The organism is Brevibacterium yomogidense, from assembly GCF_016107685.1.
In the GTDB taxonomy this organism is placed as follows: domain Bacteria; phylum Actinomycetota; class Actinomycetes; order Actinomycetales; family Brevibacteriaceae; genus Brevibacterium; species Brevibacterium yomogidense.
This window is the reverse complement of record NZ_JABASY010000004.1, coordinates 52,376-70,751: the sequence shown is the minus strand read 5'-3', so window position 1 is coordinate 70,751 and position 18,376 is coordinate 52,376. Positions and strand designations below refer to the sequence as shown.

The 18,376-nt window shown below is 68.8% G+C and carries 18 protein-coding genes; 4 read left to right on the top strand and 14 right to left on the bottom strand.

Going from position 1 to position 18,376, the window contains the following annotated elements:
• Positions 1-51 precede the first annotated feature (51 nt).
• On the top strand, positions 52-627 hold the full coding sequence (gene pspAB / locus JFC09_RS11260; RefSeq protein ID WP_198394129.1) for a PspA-associated protein PspAB: 576 nt from the start codon (positions 52-54) through the stop codon (positions 625-627).
• 19 nt (positions 628-646) lie between these two features.
• Here pspAB and JFC09_RS11255 read toward each other — a convergent pair whose 3' ends face one another.
• From JFC09_RS11255 to JFC09_RS11240, 4 genes are all read right to left on the bottom strand, one after another.
• Positions 647-1,201, bottom strand: a complete 555-nt coding sequence (locus JFC09_RS11255; protein WP_198394128.1) for a DUF7010 family protein — start codon at positions 1,199-1,201, stop codon at positions 647-649.
• A gap of 88 nt (positions 1,202-1,289) precedes the next feature.
• Positions 1,290-1,565: an RNA-binding S4 domain-containing protein gene (locus tag JFC09_RS11250; protein ID WP_198394127.1), complete on the bottom strand. Its 276-nt coding sequence runs from the start codon at positions 1,563-1,565 to the stop codon at positions 1,290-1,292.
• On the bottom strand, positions 1,565-2,368 hold the full coding sequence (locus tag JFC09_RS11245; protein WP_198394126.1) for a hypothetical protein: 804 nt from the start codon (positions 2,366-2,368) through the stop codon (positions 1,565-1,567). Before JFC09_RS11245 ends, JFC09_RS11250 begins: the two co-directional genes overlap by 1 nt.
• A gap of 185 nt (positions 2,369-2,553) precedes the next feature.
• Positions 2,554-3,300 carry a sulfite exporter TauE/SafE family protein gene (locus JFC09_RS11240; RefSeq protein ID WP_198394125.1) on the bottom strand — a complete coding sequence of 249 codons (747 nt, stop codon included), beginning with the start codon at positions 3,298-3,300 and terminating at the stop codon, positions 2,554-2,556.
• 89 nt (positions 3,301-3,389) lie between these two features.
• Between JFC09_RS11240 and JFC09_RS11235 the strand changes: the two genes are divergently transcribed.
• Positions 3,390-4,100, top strand: a complete 711-nt coding sequence (locus tag JFC09_RS11235) for a DUF1707 SHOCT-like domain-containing protein (protein ID WP_198394124.1) — start codon at positions 3,390-3,392, stop codon at positions 4,098-4,100.
• Between the two features lie 134 nt (positions 4,101-4,234).
• On the opposite strand, the gene groL is transcribed toward JFC09_RS11235, so the two are convergent.
• The 5 genes from groL to JFC09_RS11210 all read right to left on the bottom strand — a co-directional run bounded on the left by groL (position 4,235) and on the right by JFC09_RS11210 (position 8,983).
• Complete coding sequence (groL, locus tag JFC09_RS11230) at positions 4,235-5,869, bottom strand: chaperonin GroEL (protein ID WP_198394123.1); 1,635 nt, start codon at positions 5,867-5,869, stop codon at positions 4,235-4,237.
• A 238-nt stretch (positions 5,870-6,107) separates the two neighbouring features.
• Complete coding sequence (locus JFC09_RS11225) at positions 6,108-6,311, bottom strand: cold-shock protein (RefSeq protein WP_198394122.1); 204 nt, start codon at positions 6,309-6,311, stop codon at positions 6,108-6,110.
• Between the two features lie 178 nt (positions 6,312-6,489).
• Entirely contained in the window at positions 6,490-7,095 is a 606-nt protein-coding gene (locus JFC09_RS11220; protein ID WP_198394121.1) for a LytR C-terminal domain-containing protein, read from the bottom strand.
• A gap of 11 nt (positions 7,096-7,106) precedes the next feature.
• The gene (locus JFC09_RS11215; protein WP_198394120.1) at positions 7,107-7,397 is read right to left on the bottom strand and encodes a DUF3263 domain-containing protein; all 291 of its coding nucleotides are present in this window, start codon (positions 7,395-7,397) and stop codon (positions 7,107-7,109) included.
• A 119-nt stretch (positions 7,398-7,516) separates the two neighbouring features.
• Positions 7,517-8,983 (bottom strand): aldehyde dehydrogenase family protein, encoded by a 1,467-nt coding sequence (locus JFC09_RS11210; protein ID WP_198394119.1) that lies wholly within the window; start codon positions 8,981-8,983, stop codon positions 7,517-7,519.
• A 186-nt stretch (positions 8,984-9,169) separates the two neighbouring features.
• On the opposite strand from JFC09_RS11210, the gene JFC09_RS11205 reads away from it, so the two are divergent.
• Positions 9,170-9,865 (top strand): uracil-DNA glycosylase, encoded by a 696-nt coding sequence (locus JFC09_RS11205; protein WP_198394118.1) that lies wholly within the window; start codon positions 9,170-9,172, stop codon positions 9,863-9,865.
• Between the two features lie 21 nt (positions 9,866-9,886).
• Here the strand turns inward: JFC09_RS11205 and JFC09_RS11200 are convergent, their stop codons facing one another.
• Both JFC09_RS11200 and JFC09_RS11195 read right to left on the bottom strand, forming a co-directional pair.
• Positions 9,887-11,728 carry a threonine/serine exporter family protein gene (locus JFC09_RS11200; protein ID WP_332839747.1) on the bottom strand — a complete coding sequence of 614 codons (1,842 nt, stop codon included), beginning with the start codon at positions 11,726-11,728 and terminating at the stop codon, positions 9,887-9,889.
• A 159-nt stretch (positions 11,729-11,887) separates the two neighbouring features.
• Positions 11,888-13,174: an amidohydrolase gene (locus tag JFC09_RS11195; RefSeq protein WP_198394117.1), complete on the bottom strand. Its 1,287-nt coding sequence runs from the start codon at positions 13,172-13,174 to the stop codon at positions 11,888-11,890.
• Between the two features lie 97 nt (positions 13,175-13,271).
• On the opposite strand from JFC09_RS11195, the gene JFC09_RS11190 reads away from it, so the two are divergent.
• Positions 13,272-14,129, top strand: coding sequence for an SGNH/GDSL hydrolase family protein (locus JFC09_RS11190; RefSeq protein ID WP_332839746.1), 858 nt, complete (start codon positions 13,272-13,274; stop codon positions 14,127-14,129).
• Positions 14,130-14,132: 3 nt separating this feature from the next.
• Here the strand turns inward: JFC09_RS11190 and JFC09_RS11185 are convergent, their stop codons facing one another.
• The 3 genes from JFC09_RS11185 to JFC09_RS11175 all read right to left on the bottom strand — a co-directional run bounded on the left by JFC09_RS11185 (position 14,133) and on the right by JFC09_RS11175 (position 18,336).
• Positions 14,133-15,632 (bottom strand): NCS2 family permease, encoded by a 1,500-nt coding sequence (locus JFC09_RS11185; RefSeq protein WP_198394116.1) that lies wholly within the window; start codon positions 15,630-15,632, stop codon positions 14,133-14,135.
• Between the two features lie 53 nt (positions 15,633-15,685).
• Complete coding sequence (locus tag JFC09_RS11180) at positions 15,686-17,812, bottom strand: 3-hydroxyacyl-CoA dehydrogenase NAD-binding domain-containing protein (RefSeq protein ID WP_198394115.1); 2,127 nt, start codon at positions 17,810-17,812, stop codon at positions 15,686-15,688.
• 113 nt (positions 17,813-17,925) lie between these two features.
• The gene (locus JFC09_RS11175) at positions 17,926-18,336 is read right to left on the bottom strand and encodes a hypothetical protein (RefSeq protein ID WP_198394114.1); all 411 of its coding nucleotides are present in this window, start codon (positions 18,334-18,336) and stop codon (positions 17,926-17,928) included.
• Positions 18,337-18,376 lie beyond the last annotated feature (40 nt).

The following is an 18,376-nucleotide window of genomic DNA, read 5'->3' as shown; positions in this document are numbered from 1 at the left end:
CACCGCACGCGGGCGGGGGATTCCTCACCCCTCCACACGAAAGCCTCTCCGATGGGATTCTTCGACGCACTGCTCGGCCGCTCCAAGCCGAAGGAGCCCAACCTCGACGATCTCTTCGCCGTGCCACCCGCAGCGCTGACACTCGAGGCCCGCTCCGGCATCACCGCGACGGGTGTGGGCGCGGTCGCCTTCCGGGAGGTCGAGGGCGGTGCGTTCGACCGCGCGGAGCAGGAGGCGCGCGCCCTCATCTCCGCGGACCCGAACACGGACGTCACCCAGGTGAACGACGGGTACGGCTACACGTGGCAGGTCGTCCAGCAGCAGGCGGCGAGCACCCCCGACCTCGTGACGAGCCTCCATGCGGTGAACGCGGCTCTCGAAGCGCAGGGCTTCGGACCGATGCTCCTGTGCTCGACCGTGTACTTCCGCGCCCCCGACGGCAGGACGATCGCGCTCGTCTACCTCTACAAGCGGGGCACTTTCTACCCGTTCGTCCAGCGGGCCCGCCACCAGCGCGACAGCCCCTTCGAGATCCAGCTGCGCGGAGTGCTGGACGAGGATCTCCCCGTGGAGAAGGACATGTCGAAGTGGTCGCCCCTGTGGGACGCCCCCGGCATGGACCGCTGAGCGTAGCGGTGAGCCCGACTCAGCCGACGTCGTCGATCATGTTGAGTTCGCGTGTGCGCAGGACGACGACCGAATACACGTAGGTGACCACCACGGCCGCAGCGACCGCTCCCACCCGATGATCGGGGAGGGTCCACCAGGCGGCCGTGACGAGAACCGTTCGGGCGACCGCGTGGATGATCCCCATCGGATGCCGGATGATCCACGAGAAGACGATCCAGTGGAGCCCCAGACCGATCCCGAGTGTGAGAGGCACCAGCGTCGGTGCCTCGAACAGCAGCGTGAGATGGACCGCCCACAGGAGGTTCACCATGAGAACGCACATCGCCATGAGCGTGGCGAGAGGATTGGAGTTGCTGAGCAGCTTCTCGTGCAGCAGGCGGGCGAGCAGCATGCCGACCGGGAAGATCGCACCCGTGCCGATGATGAGCACGAAGGTCGCGACCCTCGGACTCAGGAAGAGGGAGACGACACCGACGGCGGCCCAGACGATCGCTCCTGCGAGAGGAAGAGCGAGAGACCTCCCTGCTTGAGCATCGAAATCGGCACGCAGCCGGTCAAGAGTCGTCGGCATCGCTCTGGAGGATCGTCACAGGAATACGGCTGTCATAGAGGTGCGGCTGTCATAGGGGTAAAGGCGTCGCAGCATGTGGAGCCACCGGTCAGCCCTTTCGCCTGACGACGGTGAACTGTTCGCCCGCGGCATCGACGAGGTCGCCCGGGCGGATCTTCGCGCCGCGGCGGGTCTCGACCTCATCATTGACGGTCACCGCTTCCGCCGCGAGCATGTCCTTCGCGTCCGCGCCCGTACCGGCCACACCGTGCAGCTTGAGCAGCTGACCGATCGTGATCGACTCGTCCCGGATCTCGATGCGCTCCAGATCGTCCGGAAGCCCGTCTGCCACTGTGCCTGTGTCCTCACCCTGCTGTGATGCCATCAGAAGTCGAGCCCTCCGAAGAATCCGCCGCCATCGCCGCCGAAGTCACCGAAACCGCCGCCCATGTCGCCACCCATGTCCCCGCCGGCACTGTCCATGCCGCCGTCCATGCTGCCGCCGTCCCAACCTCCTCCGAAGCCGCCGAACATCATGGCGCCCATGAGGACACCCGGCAGCAGCCCGGATCCGGCGTACGAATTGAAGTAGCCGCGATTGTATTCAGCGTATGCGGGGCCGGCTTCCCAATACGCGCGCCGCTGCAGACCGTTGCCCACGGGCACGGTCCGCACTGCGGGCTCGGCACCGCAGCTCACACGTTCTGCATCCGCCGCACACACGGGGACCGGACGGAGCTGCCCGCCCACGGGCGCCCAGTCGACGTCTTCGACGGACGGCCCGTGCTGGGGGTTGAAGAAGCAGGGGGGACGGCGGACCGGAAGTGGCTTGCCGTCGACGCGGGCGCGGACGCACTTGGCTGCATACCGTCCGTCTTCGATCGCCTCCGTCACGTGACTCACTTCGCTCGCGGCGGAGATGCGGTCCAGCAGGTCCTTCGCCCGGTCGTATGCATCGATCGCGCGGGAGTAGTCCTGACGTCCACCCTCATCGAGTTCGACTCCCCCCGTGACGACGTCCAGGTCCGCGACCTCTTCACCGAAGGCGACGACGTCCTCTTCGACCGTACGCTTCACCCGGTCGAGTTCCTCCGCCTGCTCCTCGAGCTCACGTGCCTTCTGGTTGCGGGATCCGCGGAAGAAGGCCGCGGCGATGGCCGCAAGAAGCAGGAGGAACACGAAGGTCATGCCGTCTCACCTTTCTGAGGGTGTGCGCATCGGCCGCCACCCCCGCGACGGGCGGTGCAGACCGGCGTCATTCCGTCGACAAGTATCCCAGCCCATCCTGTAAGTGCTCTGAGCGGGTCACGTGCCGACACCGTGCGGGAAGGGGCCTGAAGCGCCCCTGACCTGCCGGCACCGGGCCTCTGGTCTCACATCACGCCGATACCGCGCCCGATCGTGAGGAAGCCTCCCAGGAACGCGAGGACGAGCATGCCCGTGCGGGCCGCGTGCACCGGGATGATCTTCGACAGCCACTCCCCCAGCACCTGCCCTCCGACCAGAGCGCCGAGGATGAGCAGCCAGGTGCTCCCGTCGAGCACCGGCCACGCGTCGCGGTCGAACACGAGCTTCATGATGACAGAGCTCGCGGCCATGACGACGAACACCGGCTGGATCGTCGCGGCGAAGGTCCGCTGCTCCCACCGGGTCAGCAGCGCGAACGCCGACAGCGCGGGACCCCCCACACCGGCGGACGCGTTCATCACACCGGACGCCAGGCCTGCCGCGACGACGGTGCCTGCATTGCGTGAGACCGGCCGGGCGTACCGGTTGAGGATCAGGGAGCTCGTGAGCGACACGATGACGATCGCCCCGATGAAGACCTCCAGCGCGTGGGCAGGCATGAGCACCGCGAGCAGCGCACCCGGCACGGTCCCCACGGTCGCCGCCAGGATGAGGCCCCCCGCAAGCTTCCAGTTGACCTCCCTGTAGGTCCTCCACAGGACGATGACCGACGACGTGAACCCGCACAGGTTGACGAGCACGACGCCCGCCAGAGGATCGATGAGGAGGACGAGGAAGGGTCCGGAGACCAGCGCGAACCCCATCCCGGTGATGCGCTGCGCCAGAGCACCCACGAAGACGGCAAGAAGGATGAGGATGATGACGAGACCCATGCCCTCAGGCTAGACGCAGGCAACCAGCCCTGAGCATTCGCCCCTGACGGCCGTCTGCGCCGCTCAGCCTGCAGGTCTATGGTTCTTCTATGACGCAGGGTCCGATCTGGTCGCGCTTCCGCCTCGATCCACGAAGGCACACGTCGCTGCGCGCCTCCGACGAGGACCGCGACGTCGTCCGCGAGTGTCTGGGAGAGGCGTATGCGGACGGCAGGCTGGACCGCAGCGAGTTCGACGACCGTCTCACCGCCGTTGATGGATCGCGCTTCCTGGGCGATCTCCTGGAACCGCTGAGCGACCTCGTGCTGGACGCCCACCCGGCCGATCCCGCCTCAGAGCCTGAGGCCGCGCGGACCGCCCTGGAACCGCTGGAACCGCCCCCGCCCTCCACCCCCTCGGAGATCGAAGCCGCGGCCCGCGCACACCATGCGAAAGTCTTCCGCGCCAGCCTCAGCAGCTTCGTGGGTGCCAGCGCCATCACGACGCTCATCTGGCTCGCGACAGGTCTCTTCAGCGGTGGGTTCGCCGGCTTCTGGCCGATCTTCGTCATGCTGGGCACCGGGATCGGCGTCATCAGCACGGCCAGCAGGCGCAGTCAGATCATCGAGGAGCGCCGCCGGGCGCTCACCCGTCAGGCACGCGAGTACAAGGAGCTGGAAGGGCCGCAGCAGACACAGCACGACACGGGCTCGTTCCGCACTCAGCCGCCCCCTGCGTCCCGCGACGAGGATCGCCGTGACCTGCGCCGCCGCCGCTCCCGCAGGGACGACGAGCCCGGGGCTGACCACGAGCCCCCTTGAATCACCACTTGTGGATGACCACCTGCCCGAGGCCGACGAGATCCACTGACTGTCCCGCATGAATGACGACGGGCGGGAACGGCTCCTGTCGGAGTCGTTCCCGCCCGTCGTTCAGGCAGGTGTGCCGGCTGGGATCAGAAGCCCATGCCGCCCATGTCGCCCATGCCACCGGACGGATCAGCCATGGCGGCTGCCGGTTCCGGCTTGTCTGCGACAACCGCTTCGGTCGTGAGGAACAGGCCGGCGATCGACGCCGCGTTCTCCAGAGCCGAACGAGTCACCTTGACCGGGTCGTTGATGCCCGCCTCGAGCAGGTCCTCGTAGCCGCCGGTCGTGGCGTTGAGCCCGTGCCCGGCCGGCAGGCCGCGCACCTTCTCTGCCACGACGCCCGGCTCCAGGCCCGCGTTGAGAGCGATCTGCTTGAGCGGAGCATCGATGGCGACCTTGACGATCGCCGCACCCGTTGCTTCGTCACCCTCGAGCGACAGCGAGTCGAACGCGGTCTTGCCGGCCTGGATGAGTGCCACGCCGCCACCGGCGACGATGCCCTCGTCCACAGCGGCCTTCGCGTTGCGCACTGCGTCCTCGATGCGGTGCTTGCGCTCCTTGAGCTCGACCTCCGTCGCGGCACCGGCCTTGATGACGGCGACGCCGCCGGCCAGCTTCGCGAGGCGCTCCTGCAGCTTCTCACGGTCGTAGTCGGAGTCCGATGCCTCGATCTCCGCACGGATCTGCGACACGCGGCCCGCGATCTCCTCGGGGTCGCCTGCGCCTTCCACGATCGTCGTCTCGTCCTTCGTCACGACGACCTTGCGGGCCGTGCCGAGCAGGTCGAGGGACGCGTTCTCCAGCTTGAGACCGACCTCTTCCGCAATGACCTGGCCACCGGTGAGGATGGCGATGTCGGCCAGCTGCGCCTTGCGGCGATCACCGAAGCCCGGAGCCTTGACGGCCACGGACTTGAACGTGCCGCGGATCTTGTTGACGACCAGGACCGCCAGGGCCTCGCCCTCGACGTCCTCGGCGATGATGAACAGCGGCTTGCCCGACTGCTGCACCTTCTCGAGGATCGGGAGCAGGTCCTTCACGTTCGAGATCTTCGAGTTCACGATGAGGATGTGCGGATCCTCGAGGACCGTCTCCTGGCGCTCCGTGTCCGTCACGAAGTAGCCGGAGATGTAGCCCTTGTCGAAGCGCATGCCCTCCGTGAGCTCCAGCTCGAGGCCGAAGGTGTTCGACTCCTCGACGGTGACGACGCCTTCCTTGCCGACCTTGTCGATCGCTTCAGCGATGAGCTCGCCGATCGCCGGGTCGCCTGCGGAGATTCCCGCGGTGGCCGCGATCTGCTCCTTCGTCTCCACCTCTGTGGCGGAGTCCAGCAGCACGTCGGAGACGGCCTTGACGGCCTTCTCGATGCCGCGCTTGAGGCTCAGCGGATCCGCGCCGGCCGCCACGTTGCGGAGGCCTTCGCGCACGAGTGCCTGAGCGAGGACGGTGGCCGTGGTCGTTCCGTCACCTGCGACGTCGTCCGTCTTCTTGGCGACCTCCTTGACGAGCTCCGCACCGATCTTCTGGTACGGGTCGTCGAGTTCGATCTCCTTGGCGATGGACACGCCGTCGTTCGTGATCGTGGGTGCGCCCCACTTCTTCTCCAGCACGACGTTGCGGCCACGAGGGCCCAACGTCACCTTGACAGCATCGGCCAGCGTGTTGAGGCCGTCTTCGAGGCCGCGTCGGGCCTCTTCGTCGAATGCGATGAGCTTTGCCATATGGCTTGCTGCCTCCCTTTTCGGGGTGGATGTCCTCCTCGCGTCAACATGCCCGCGACGGCGGGGTCCCGTCCGCTGCTCCCTTCCGCAGAGGTCCGGAACCCTCAGTGTCGAGCGAGGATCACACCCTACTTTTAGCACTCGAGGCCTGAGAGTGCAAAAAAGTTCCGCCGCGGGCGAACAACCTCCCCCACGGCGGAACTGCGGAACTCCGGACGCCCTCCGGCGCCGTGCTCGTTCAGAGCGGCTTGACGGCCTCGGCCTGCGGACCCTTCTCACCCTGACCGACGGTGAACTCCACCGCCTGGCCCTCTTCGAGCGAACGGTAGCCGTCCATCTCGATGGCGGACCAGTGGACGAAGATCTCGCTCTCGTCCGCTGCTGCGGTGATGAAGCCGTAGCCCTTCTCCGCGTTGAACCACTTCACTGTTCCCTGGGCCATTCGTGCTGCTCCATTCACTGCCGTGCGACGACGGTCCTCCATTGACCGCCCCCGCTGTATGCCAGAGGTCAGCCTAGCCCCGAGCCTCGCGACCAGTCGACAAGCCCACTTGCCGTTACCGACTCGTTATAATTATCGTTCGATCAGCCTCGCCATCGGGGTGGCCGACCCGGTCGGATCAGCCGTCGGCACCTTCTTCGGGTGCGGCCGTCCCGCCTCCCGCATCCGGCGGGCCCTGCTCTGCGATGTCGGACGCGACAACGACGGTGAGGTCCGCGGAGAAGTCGCCCGACTCCTCGATCTGCTCGATCCCCAGCTCTTCGGCCAGCGCCGCGGCCTGCACCTCCTGGTCCGCCGTGGAGTAGTAGACGGTCGAGGACGGATCCGGCGTCTGGTAGTTGCCGACCTCGTCGACGATCCAGCCGTTCGCCTCCGTCGCCTCCGCGAACGCCGCTCCCGCGCCGGTCACCCCGGAGCCGTTGAACACGGCGACGACGACCGCCTCCCGGTCGACCGCCGCGACGGAATCGTCGGCATCCTCCGTCGGGTCCTCGTCAGGCGATTCCGTCTGCTCGACGGCCGGCGGCGCCACCTGCTCCTCCGGGTCAGAGAAGGAGGTGCGGATGATGTTGAAGACACCGACGACCAGGAGGATCGCGACGACGGCGACCACCGCGATGAGGACGTAGGCACCGCGCCTGCCGATCCCGTCGTCCCGCCGGTGGGCACCGCGGCGCCCGGTGGGTGGGAGCCGGTCGAATTCGTCTTCGGGGTATGTGGACACGTGTCGACTCCTCAGCGCGCGATGCGGGCGTCCGAACGGCTGCGCTGCCGGGAGTCACGGATTCGACGCAGCCGCTTGATGAGAATGGGATCGTGCGCGTACGCACGGGGATCGTCCAGGAGGACGGCCAGACGCTGGAAGTACGCTCCGGCACTCAGGTCGAAGCGTTCACGGATCGCGTGGTCCTTCGCACCGCCGTACGTGAACCACGTGCGCTCGAACTCGAGGATGGCGGCGTCGAGCTCCGCGAGCCCCTCGCCGCCCTCGTTCTGCGCGTCCTGCTCCTGCGTCTTCTCCGTCATGGACACCTCCCTCGCCGCAGAGTCTACCTGCGGACCTCACTGCTGCGGGGCCACCTCCCACCGCCGAGGCGCCGGTCACCCCGCAGGTGACCGGCGCCTCGGCGACATGCGGACGACCGTCAACGCAGCTTGACGTTCACCTGCTTGATCTGGGTGAAGCCCTCGAGCATCCCCTCGAGCGAGGCCTCACGGCCCAGACCGGACTGCTTGTAGCCGCCGTAGGACTGGCCGACCATCTGGCCGCCGCCCTGGTTGATCTGGACCCAGCCGGACTGGATGCGGTTGCCGGTCGAGATCGCGCGGTCGATGTCCTTGCTGAACACGAACGCGGCGAGGCCGAACTCGCTGTCGTTCGCCATGTCCACGACGTCGTCGACGTCCGACCACGGGATGACGGACAGCACCGGGCCGAAGATCTCCTCCTGGCTGGTCTGCCAGTCGTTGCGCGCCTTCGAGAAGATGATCGGGGCGTGGTAGTAGCCGGGCTCGCCCACCTCGAGTGACGTGCGGCCGTCGTAGGCGACCTCGACGCCCTCCATCGACTCACCGATCTCGATGTAGCTCTGGATGGTGTTCCACTGCTTCTCCGAGTTGACGGCACCGATGTCGCTCGCCTCGTCGCGCGGGTCGCCCACCGTCATCTTCGAGATGCGGTCGACGACCTTCGCGAGGAACGAATCGTAGATGTCCTCGTGGATGAAGAGGCGCGAGCCGGACGTGCAGGACTGCCCCTGGCGTGCGAAGCGGGTGGAGAGGACCACCTGGTCCGCGACCTCGTCCGTGTCCGAATCCGGGAAGACGACGGTGGGCGACTTGCCGCCCAGCTCCATCGACGTGTGCGCGAGGCGGCGCCCCGCGACCTCTGCCAGGTGGCGGCCCACCGGTGTCGAACCGGTGAAGGAGACCTTGGCGACGTCCGGGTGGACGGCCAGGCGCTCACCGATGACGGAGCCCTTGCCGGTGACGATGTTGAGCACGCCCGCCGGGAGGATGTCGCTGATGATGCGGCCCATCTCGAGGATCGTGAGCGGCGCATCCTCCGCGCACTTGAGCACCAGCGTGTTGCCGGCGGCCAGCGCGGCGGGGGTCTTGAAGCCCGCGATCATGAGCGGCGAGTTCCACGGGAGGATCCCCGCGACCACGCCCAGGGGCTCACGGCGGGTGTACTGCAGCTGGTCGTCGCCCGCGGGCAGGACCGTGCCCTTCACCTCACCGGCGACACCGCCCATGAAGCGAAAGAGGTCGACGAGCGTCTGCGCTTCGGGGCGCGCCTGCGTGCGCAGGGCGTTGCCCGTGTCCACCGCGGTGAGCTGTGCGAGGTCCTCGACCTTCGCCTCGAGTGCGTCCGCGGCCTTGAGGAGGAGCTTCTGGCGCTCCTTGAAGTGGAGGCCCGCCCAGCCGGGGAACGCCTTCTGCGCGGCTTCGACGGCGCGGTCCGCGTCCGCTTCCTTGCCGCGGGGGACCGTCGCGATGACCACGTTGCGGTCGATCGGGGTGATGACGTCCGACGTCTCGCCGTCGAGTGCATCGACCCACTCGCCGCCGATGAGCATCGGATAGTGCTTCTTCTCCGGGAACCCGGTCATTCCGCCTCCTTGAAAGCTTCGCGTGCGCATTCGACACTGAACCTGTTCGAGCATATCGACGTGCGCCCGCAGACGCGATCCCCTGTCGGTGCACAGGCCCGCACACCGCCTGTGCGGCCGAGCCCCGCGGACCGTGCGACAGAGCCCCACGGACCGCGCGGCCGCCGGTCGTCGTAGCCTGGGCGCATGAATCCTCCCGCACCGCTCGACACCCTCATCGCCCCCGACTGGGCGGAGGCGCTCGCCCCCGTCGAACCCGCGATCCGCCGCATGGGCGATTTCCTGCGGGAGGAGACGCGGGCGGGCAGAGACTACCTCCCCGCAGGTGGGGACGTCCTCGCCGCGTTCCGCGAACCCCTCGCCGAGGTCCGGGTCCTCGTCGTCGGCCAGGATCCCTATCCGACTCCAGGCCACCCGATCGGGCTGTCGTTCTCCGTCGCTCCGGACGTCCGCCCGCTCCCCCGCTCGCTCACGAACATCTATCGGGAGCTGCACGACGACCTCGGCGTCCCACCTGCGCCGCATGGCGATCTGCGCGCGTGGTCGCGGCAGGGGGTCATGCTCCTCAACCGCTGTCTCACGGTGTCGCCGGGAGCACCGGCGTCCCACCGGGGCCGCGGCTGGGAGGACGTGACGGACCGTGCGATCGAAGCCCTCGTGGAGAGGCGGACGCAGGAGGGCGCACCGCTCGTCGCGATCCTCTGGGGGCGGGACGCGCAGTCGCTCAAACCGCGACTGGAGGGGATCCCCTGCGTCGAATCCCCGCACCCGTCGCCGCTGTCCGCGTCCCGCGGGTTCTTCGGTTCGCGTCCCTTCTCCCGCACGAACGCACTGCTCGAGGAGATGGGGGCACCGCCGGTGGACTGGCGGCTGGACGCCTGAGACCCGGCTGGTCGCGACTTCCTACCGCTGAGCTCCGTCGTCGGGGGTGACGCGCTCGAAGGTCGCCGAATCCATCGTCTCCGCCTTGTCCACGGCTGTGTCGACCGCCTTCGCACGGCGCCCCTGTCCGTAGGGCATCCATGTCGCGAGGAACGTGCCGAACACGGCGCCCACGGCGAGTGCCGCATTCACCGTCACCGCGGTGAAGAGCGACGACAGCCCCTGCGAGAGGCCCACCGCCTCCTCCGGCTGCACGATGAGGTAGGCGGCGTTGAAGATGGAGAGTCCGGACAGCAGCGGGTAGATGCCGGGGACCACGAGGGCGATCGCGGGTGCCCCGAACCGGTGGGCGACGGGCCGGGCGAGCAGACCCACGAGCGTCGAGGACAGGAAGCTCGTGAGGATGCCGTTCACCCCCGCGACCAGGCAGGCGACCATGATCAAGAACCCTGCGAGCCCGATGACGGCGGCGGGGACGAGGAGGCGCTTCTGGGCCTGCATGCCGACCGCCCCGCCCGCGGCGACGAGCAGCGCCGCCACCATCGACAGCAGGGTCGTGAGGAACCGTGTGCCCGTCGCGGGCAGGATCACCTCGATCGTCCGCAGGCCCGCGGCCTCCCCGATCATGATGCCGGTCGCGATGCCCGTGACGATCGCGGCGAACGTGAGCCCCACGGTGATGACGCGTCCGGACGCGGTGAGGGGGAACTCCGTGAGCGCGTCCTGCACCGACGACACCAGTGCCATCGTGGGCAGCAGGAGGATGATGCCCGCGGCGACCAGGAACTGGGGTCTGGCGATGAGTTCGAGTGTCGCGGCGCCCATCCCCACCACCGTGATGACGGTCGCCTGGATGACGGTGATGAAGAACCCGGGCATCCCGGTCCTCCCCAGCACCGCACCGAAGCGCTGGTTCGCGATCGCGATGAGGAACCCCAGCAGTGAGGACACGAGCGATCCCCCGACCAGGTTGACGACACCCGCGACGAGGGCGCCCCACGCGATGTCGACCAGCCACTCGGGGTAGGGGCGCTTCTGCTTGCGGATCGCGTCGAGGCGCTCGCGTGCTCGCTCGTAGTCGATCCGGCCGTCGACGAGGTCCGTCACCAGCGCGTGGATCGCGGACAGCTTCGCGAAGTGCACGGAGTCCTCGCGGTTGACCCGCATGACGGTGAGCATCCGGCCCTCGGGGTCCGTGTAGTGGACCGTGAGGGAGTTCGACGTGAGGTCGATCTCCGCGGTCGACAGTCCGCACGCGGTGCACGTCGCAATTGCGGACACCTCGACGTCCTGCGACGACGCGCCGGCGCGCAGCATCATCTGCCCCATGTCGACCGCGAGGTCGAGGATCATCCGTGCCTCGTCCTCGCTCTTCGCCGTCGCCTGCACCGGTGCGGAGTACGGGGTGCCGCGCAGCACCGCGACGATCGGGATCGGCTGCGTCGTGGGCGCGGGGTCCTCGACGATCTTCGTCACCGCCCGCCGGGCGATCTGCTGGGCGGCGCGGGCTGCGTGGGCGGAGCCGGGCGGTCGTGTCCGCCCAAGCAGACCGCTCACCCGGGCGCGCCGCGAACCCCTCGACTCCGCGCCCGAGGTCCCGGTCCGGGGCACGGTCCCGGCCTCGGACTGCAGTCGGCCGGTGGTCGGCACGGTGCCCGGCTCCGACCGCGGCGCCGTCCCGACCTCGGATCGCGGTGGGGTGCCCACTTCCGACGGGGGCGGCTGTCCTCCGGTCGGCGCCGTCCCCGCTTCGGAACCGCTCCCCCGGGACGCTTCCGGGGTCGCTTCATCGGACCCTGCGACAGGTGCGGGGTCGAAGGGCCTCATCCTGGCGGATCGGCGGGGCCGGTCGTGCTGGGTCACTGGGTTCTGTCGCCTCCTGGCTCAGTCGTGCTGACAGTGGTCGCGGACGTGTGGGCGAGGAGCCCGACTGTACGGGCTGAGACTGGTCGTTCGGGCTGAGACCGGCCGTCCGGGTCGGGGTCGGGGATCGGACTGCGGCCCGGACGAGCGGGCAGTGGACTAGGCGGTGCGGCCGGGTTCCGCGATGCGGGTGGCGCCGAACGGGTCGGCGACGTCGCCCATACCGGTCCCGTCGTCGTAGCGGAAGACCTCACGGCCGTCGACGAACACGCGTGCGGCGCGGGCCTCCAGCTCCAACGGGTCCTGCGTCCACAGCGCGAAGTCCGCGTCGAGGCCCGGGGCCAGCGCACCGATCCGGTCGTCCAGTCCCAGCATCGCCGCGGGGTTGATCGTGAGGGACTCCAGCGCCACGGTCGGGTCCAGCCCCTCCTTGACCGCGAGCGACGCCTCGTGGATGAGGAAGTTGATGGGGATGACGGGGTGGTCCGTCGTGAGCGCGATGCGGACTCCCGCGTTGGCGAGCGCCGCCGGCGTCGCGAGCGTGCGGTTCCTCAGCTCGACCTTCGACCGGGCCGTCATGAGCGGCCCGACGATCACATCGATGCCCTTGTCCGCCAGGTATTCCGGGAGGATGTGACCCTCCGTGCCGTGGTTGACCACCAGGCGGTAGCCGAACTCCTCGGACAGGCGGACGGCCGTGGCGATGTCGTCGGCGCGATGGCAGTGCTGGTCCCAGATGAGGGTGCCGTCCAACACCGCGGCGAGCGTCTCCTTGCCGAGGTCGCGGTCGAACGGCTTCCCGTCCTCCTCCGCCTGCGCCCGGGCCGCGACATAGTTCTGCGCGGCGACGAACGCCTCCCGGATCGCGGCGGCGACACCCATGCGGACCGACGGCATGCGGCCCTTCTCCCCGTGGACCCGCTTCGGGTTCTCACCCAGCGCGGACTTCACGGACACGTCCTCACGGATCACCATCTCGTCGACGACCCGCCCCCACGTCTTCACAGCGGCGGTGCGACCGCCGATCGGGTTGCCGGAACCCGGCTTGATGACCGCACTCGTGACACCGCCGCGCAGCGCGTCCTTGAACCCCACCTCCGCCGGGTTGATCGCATCGAGTGCACGGAGCTTCGCCCCGTCCACGATCGTCATCTCGTTGGTGTCCTCGCCGGCCCAGCCCTCGCCGTCCTCGGCGACCCCCAGGTGACCGTGGGCCTCCACGAGGCCGGGGGTGAGGACCATCCCGGCCCCGTCGATGACGTCGACGTCCGACGGGACCGGGACCTCGGCGGCGGTGCCCACGGCCTCGATGCGGCCGGAGCGGACGATGAGCACGCCGTCTTCGACGGGAGCGACACGACGACCGGCGGCATCTGCGACGGGCAGGATGCGAGCACCGACCACTGCCAGATCACGCACGGCCGGAACGGGGACGGAACGATACACGGTGCCTCCAAAGAACGAATGGTGCGGGTTGTGGTCAACGGTAGCGGTTCCCGGAATAGGATGGCTCCTCACACTCACCCCACCAGGAGAGATCACAGTGACCGCCACCTTCAGAAGCTACGTCGCGATCGGCGACTCGTTCACGGAGGGCCTCATGGACTTCGCGGACGACCCCGAGCACTCCGACCCCGCCACCGATGGATTCCGAGGCTGGGCGGACCGGCTCGCGGAACAGCTCGTCACCTCGCCGGCGGGCTCCCCCGACCTCACCTACGCGAACCTCGCCATCCGCGGCAGACTCACCGACCAGGTGCTCTCCGAACAGCTGCCCCGCGCACTCGAACTGGCCCCGGACCTCGTGAGCATCTGCACCGGCGGCAACGACTGCCTGCGGCCGTACACGAACATCGACGACCTGGCGGACGAACTCGAGGCCGCCGTCGTGCAGCTGCGCGAAGCGGGGATCGCCGTCCTCATGGCGAACGGGTTCGACACCGAGACCGCCTCACCGCTCCTGCGGGCGGTGCGCCCACGCGTCGCCACCTACAACAGCCACCTGTGGACGATCGCGCAGCGGCACGGCTGCTACATGCTCGACCTGTGGGGCCTGCGCGAGCTCTACGCCACCCAGATGTGGGCGGACGACCGCATCCACCTGAGCGCCGCCGGTCACGAACTCGTGTCGCGACAGGCACTCGCGACACTCGAGGGCACGGCCGGCACACGACGCGGCTTCGCCATGCCGGAACGTCCCGGGCGCCCCGTGCGCCAGGCCGTCACGGAGGAGACCGCGTGGGTGCGCACCCACCTGGCGCCCTGGGTGTCGCGCCGGCTGCGCGGCGTGTCGAGCGGCGACGGCCTGGTCGCGAAGCTGCCGACCCTCACCCCGGTGTGCGGGGACGCCGATGCTGAGGTGCGCGGGGACGCCGACGCCGGGACGACGCCAAGCGCCTGAGCCTCAGGCTGCGCCCAGCAGGTCCTGCAGGGGCCCGGAGATGAAGTAGACGGCGAAGAGCACACTGGTGAGCAGCATGAGCGGGTGCACCTCGCGGAACTTGCCGCGGACCAGCTTGATGATGACGAAGGTGACGAAGCCCGCACCGATCCCGTTGGTGATCGAGTAGGAGAACGGCATCATGACGATCGTCATGTACGCCGGGATCGCGAGCTCGAGGTCCTTCCAGTCGATCTGCGTGATCTGCTGCATCATGAGGAAGCCCACGAGCACCAGCGTGGGCGCGGCGGCCTCCGTGGGGATGACCCCGGCGAGCGGTGCCAGGAGGATCGTCGCGAGGAACAGCACCCCGGTCACGACGTTCGCGAGCCCCGTCCGCGCACCGTCACCGGCGCCCACGGTCGACTCGATGAAGCCGGAGTTCGACGAGGTGCCGCCCATGCCGCCGCCGATCGCACCCAGCGCGTCCGCCACCATGATCCGCTTGCTGTGCGGGATCTCGCCGTTCTCGTCCTCGATGCCACCGGTCTTCGACACCGCCACCATCGTCCCCAGCAGGTCGAAGAAGTTCGCGAGCAGCATCGTGAACACCGCCAGGGCCGCCGCGACGATGCCGATGTGCTGCCAGGAGCCCAGGACGTTGAAGGAACCCAGGACGGACAGGTCGGGCAGCGTGAACCACTCTTGGTCGAGCGTCGGGACGGACAGTCCCCAGCCGTGCTCGTTCGCGATCTCCCCGTCGTCGCCGGTCTTCGGCCCGATGGCGAAGACCGCTTCGAGGACCAGCGCGATGACGGTCGCCCCGATGATCGACAGGAGGATCGCGCCGCGCACCCCGGACGCCCACATGACGAACAGGGCGAACAGTGCGATGAGGAAGATGATGAGCGGCCAGCCGGAGATGTAGCCGCCCATCCCCAGCTGGAACCCGGGCCCGCCCTCGTAGGAGATGAAGCCCGCGTTGATCATGCCGATCATCGCGATGAACAGGCCGATGCCCACACTGATCGCGGTCTTGAGCTGGGCGGGCACCGCGTTGAAGATCGCGGTGCGGAAGCCGGTGAGGACGAGGATGAGGAGGATGACGCCCTCGATGACGACCAGACCCATCGCGTCCGCCCACGTCATCCCCGGCAGTGCGACGATGCCGTAGGTGAGCAGCGCGGACAGCCCCAGGCTGGACGACACGGCCATCGGGAAGTTGCCCACGAGTCCCATGAGGATCGTGAGCAGCCCGGACACCAGGGAGGTCGCCGCCGCGACGGCCGCGAGGTTGGGGATGTCGCCGCCACCCAGGAATTCGCCCGCGGAATCCGCGACGGTCCCCAGGATCAGCGGGTTCAGGATGACGATGTACGCCATCGAGAAGAACGTCGCGACACCACCGCGGACCTCGCGGCCCACACTCGAGTTGCGGGTCGATATCTCGAAGAAGCGGTCGAGGAATCCGGGGCTGTTCGGGCTGTCCGAGGCGCGGACGCCGGATGAAGGCTGTGAACTCACCGCTCCATGCTAGCGTCCGCGGCCCGCGCGTCCATCGCCCCGGCTGCCGCTCCTCAGACGGTGAGGTCGCTGAAGTCGGTCCGGCCCGCCTCCACCAGTCGCACCAGGAGGTCCGCGGGCCTCCAGTACTCCCCGATCGTCTCCTGGAACTCACGCATGCGTGCGACGACGGTCTCCAGCCCCAGTGTCTGCGCGTAGTACATGGGTCCGCCCCGGAAGGCCGGGAAGTTGTAGCCGGCGATCCAGACGACGTCGACGTCGGACGCCCGCTGTGCGATCCCCTCGTCCAGCAGCTTCGCCCCTTCGTTCACGAGCGCCAGGACGCAGCGTTCGACGATCTCCTCGTCCGCGACCGTCCGCCGGGTGATCCCGGATTCCCTCGCGCACTCCTCGATGACCTCCTGGACGAAGGGATCGTCGTAGCGCGTGCGGTCCCCTTCGACGTACCGGTAGAAGCCGGCACCGGTCTTCTGCCCGTACCGGCCCGCCTCGTACAGCTTCGTCGCGACGTCCGACAGCGACGCGAGTTCGACGGGTGAGGCGGTCTCCCGGAAGGTGCGCCGGCCGGCCTCACCCACGTCGATCCCGGCCAGATCAGCCATGGCGAAGGGCCCCATCGCGAATCCGAAGCCCTCGATCGCCTCGTCGACCTGGCGGGGGCTCGCACCGTGTTCCAGCAGCTGCTCCGCCTCCCGGCGGTAGGGCGACAGCATGCGGTTGCCGATGAAGCCCTCCCCCACCTGCGACAGCACCGGCTGCTTGCCGATCCGCTGTGCGAGCGCCATCGACGTGGCAAGGACGTCGTCCGCAGTCTTCTCCCCCTGGACGACCTCCAGCAGCTTCATGATGTTCGCGGGGCTGAAGAAGTGCAGCCCGATGACGTCCTGCGGCCGCGTCGTCGCCTCCGCGATCCGGTCGACGTCCAGCCGGGACGTGTTCGTCGCGAGGATCGCCCCGTCCTTCATGACGGCGTCGAGCTGACCGAACACCTGCCGCTTGACGTCCAGGTCCTCGAAGACCGCTTCGATGACGATGTCCGCAGTCCCCGCGTCCGCCTGCACCGTGGTGAGCGTGATGCGCTGGGTGCGGGCGGACGCCTCGGCGTCGTCGATACGGCCCTTCTTCGCCGAGGACTCGTAGTTGGCCTCGATCCGTCCCCGCGCGCGGTCGATCGCCTCCTCCGTCGTGTCGACAACCGTGACGGGGACGCCCGCGTCCGCGAGCGCCATCGCGATGCCCGCGCCCATCGTCCCGGACCCGATGACGGCGGCGGACTCGATCGTGCGGACAGGGGTGTCGCGTGGGAGCGCCTCGATGCGGGTCGCAGTGCGCTCCGCGAAGAAGAGGTGGCGCAGCGCCTTCGACTCCGGCCCCTCGACGAGTTCCGTGAAGAGCGTCCGCTCCGCATCGAGGCCCTCCTCGATGGGCAGCCGTGTCGCGTTCTCCACCGCGTCGATCGAGGCGAGCTGGGCACGCGCGTTGCGGCGGTTGCGGCCCGCCTTCGCCCGTGCGGCGGCGAGATCGACCGCGGCGGCGTCCGGGACCTCGGCGTCGTCGAGCACAGGATGGACCGCGTCCGAGGCCGCCTTCGTCCGCACGAATTCCGTCCCGGCAGCGACGGGGTCGCCGTCGAAGAGCCCGTCGACGATTCCGTGGGCGGCGGCCTCCGCGGCTGTGAGGCGGGCACCCGCCTGAATGACCTCCAGTGCGGGGCCCGCCCCGATGAGCCGCGGCAGCCGCTGCGTGCCGCCACCCCCGGGGATGAGCCCCAGCGTCACCTCGGTCAGCCCGATCGTCGCCTCCTTCTCCGCCAGCCGATAGTGGGCGCCCAGCGCCAGCTCGAGGCCCCCGCCCAGCGCGAACCCGTGGATCGCGGCGACCACCGGAACGGGAAGCCGCACCAGGCGTGCGAGCACGTCCCGCAGTCGCGGCTCCGCGGATGCGGCGGGCGTGTTGAACTGGCGGACGTCGGCACCGCCGCAGAAGCCGCGGCCCTCACCGACCAGGACGACACCTGCCAGGCCGTCCGCGGCCTCGATGTCCGCGACGGCCGCGGCGAGGCCTTCGCGCACCCGGTCCGACAGGCCGTTGACCGGCGGGTTCGCAAGCGTCACGACGGCGACGTCGCCGTCCCTCTGCCAGGTGACCGCCGGGATGTCTGCAGGGGTGTTCGCGCTCATGCTGTGTCCTCTCATGCGTTCCGAACGGGCCGCACGGGTGCCAGGCACCCGCGCCCTCGTCCCATCGTCGCAGGGAGGCACGCACTCAGGCAGAGGCGTCCGGGAAGCGGTCCTCAGTCTTCATCATCGTCGTCGTCATCGTCGTCATCGTCTGCGTCGTCATAGTCATCGTCGTCGTCTGCGTCGTCGCAGTCCCACTCCCCGTCGTCCCACTCACAGACCTCATGGGAGTCGTCGGAACGGGATCCACCGCGAGATGCGGGAGCCGGTGCGTCCTTCTCTTCGAGCAGAGCGCTGCTCGAAGGGGCACCGTCCGGGTTCTTGCGGGTGACGGTGCCGTCCTCGGACTTGATGAAGACCTCGTTCCCCTCCACAGGTGACGGTGTGGGCTCCTCCGTCGGCTCACCCACACTGATCCCGGGCGCGGTGCTGCTGCTGTCGTCCGCCAGAGGGACCATCACGAAGGCGGCCGCCGCCACGAGGCCGGCGGCGCCGACCAGGACAGGCACCTGAACCTTCTTCATGTCGTCAACCTTCTCAGCCGCGGGTAAGGCGGCTGTGAAG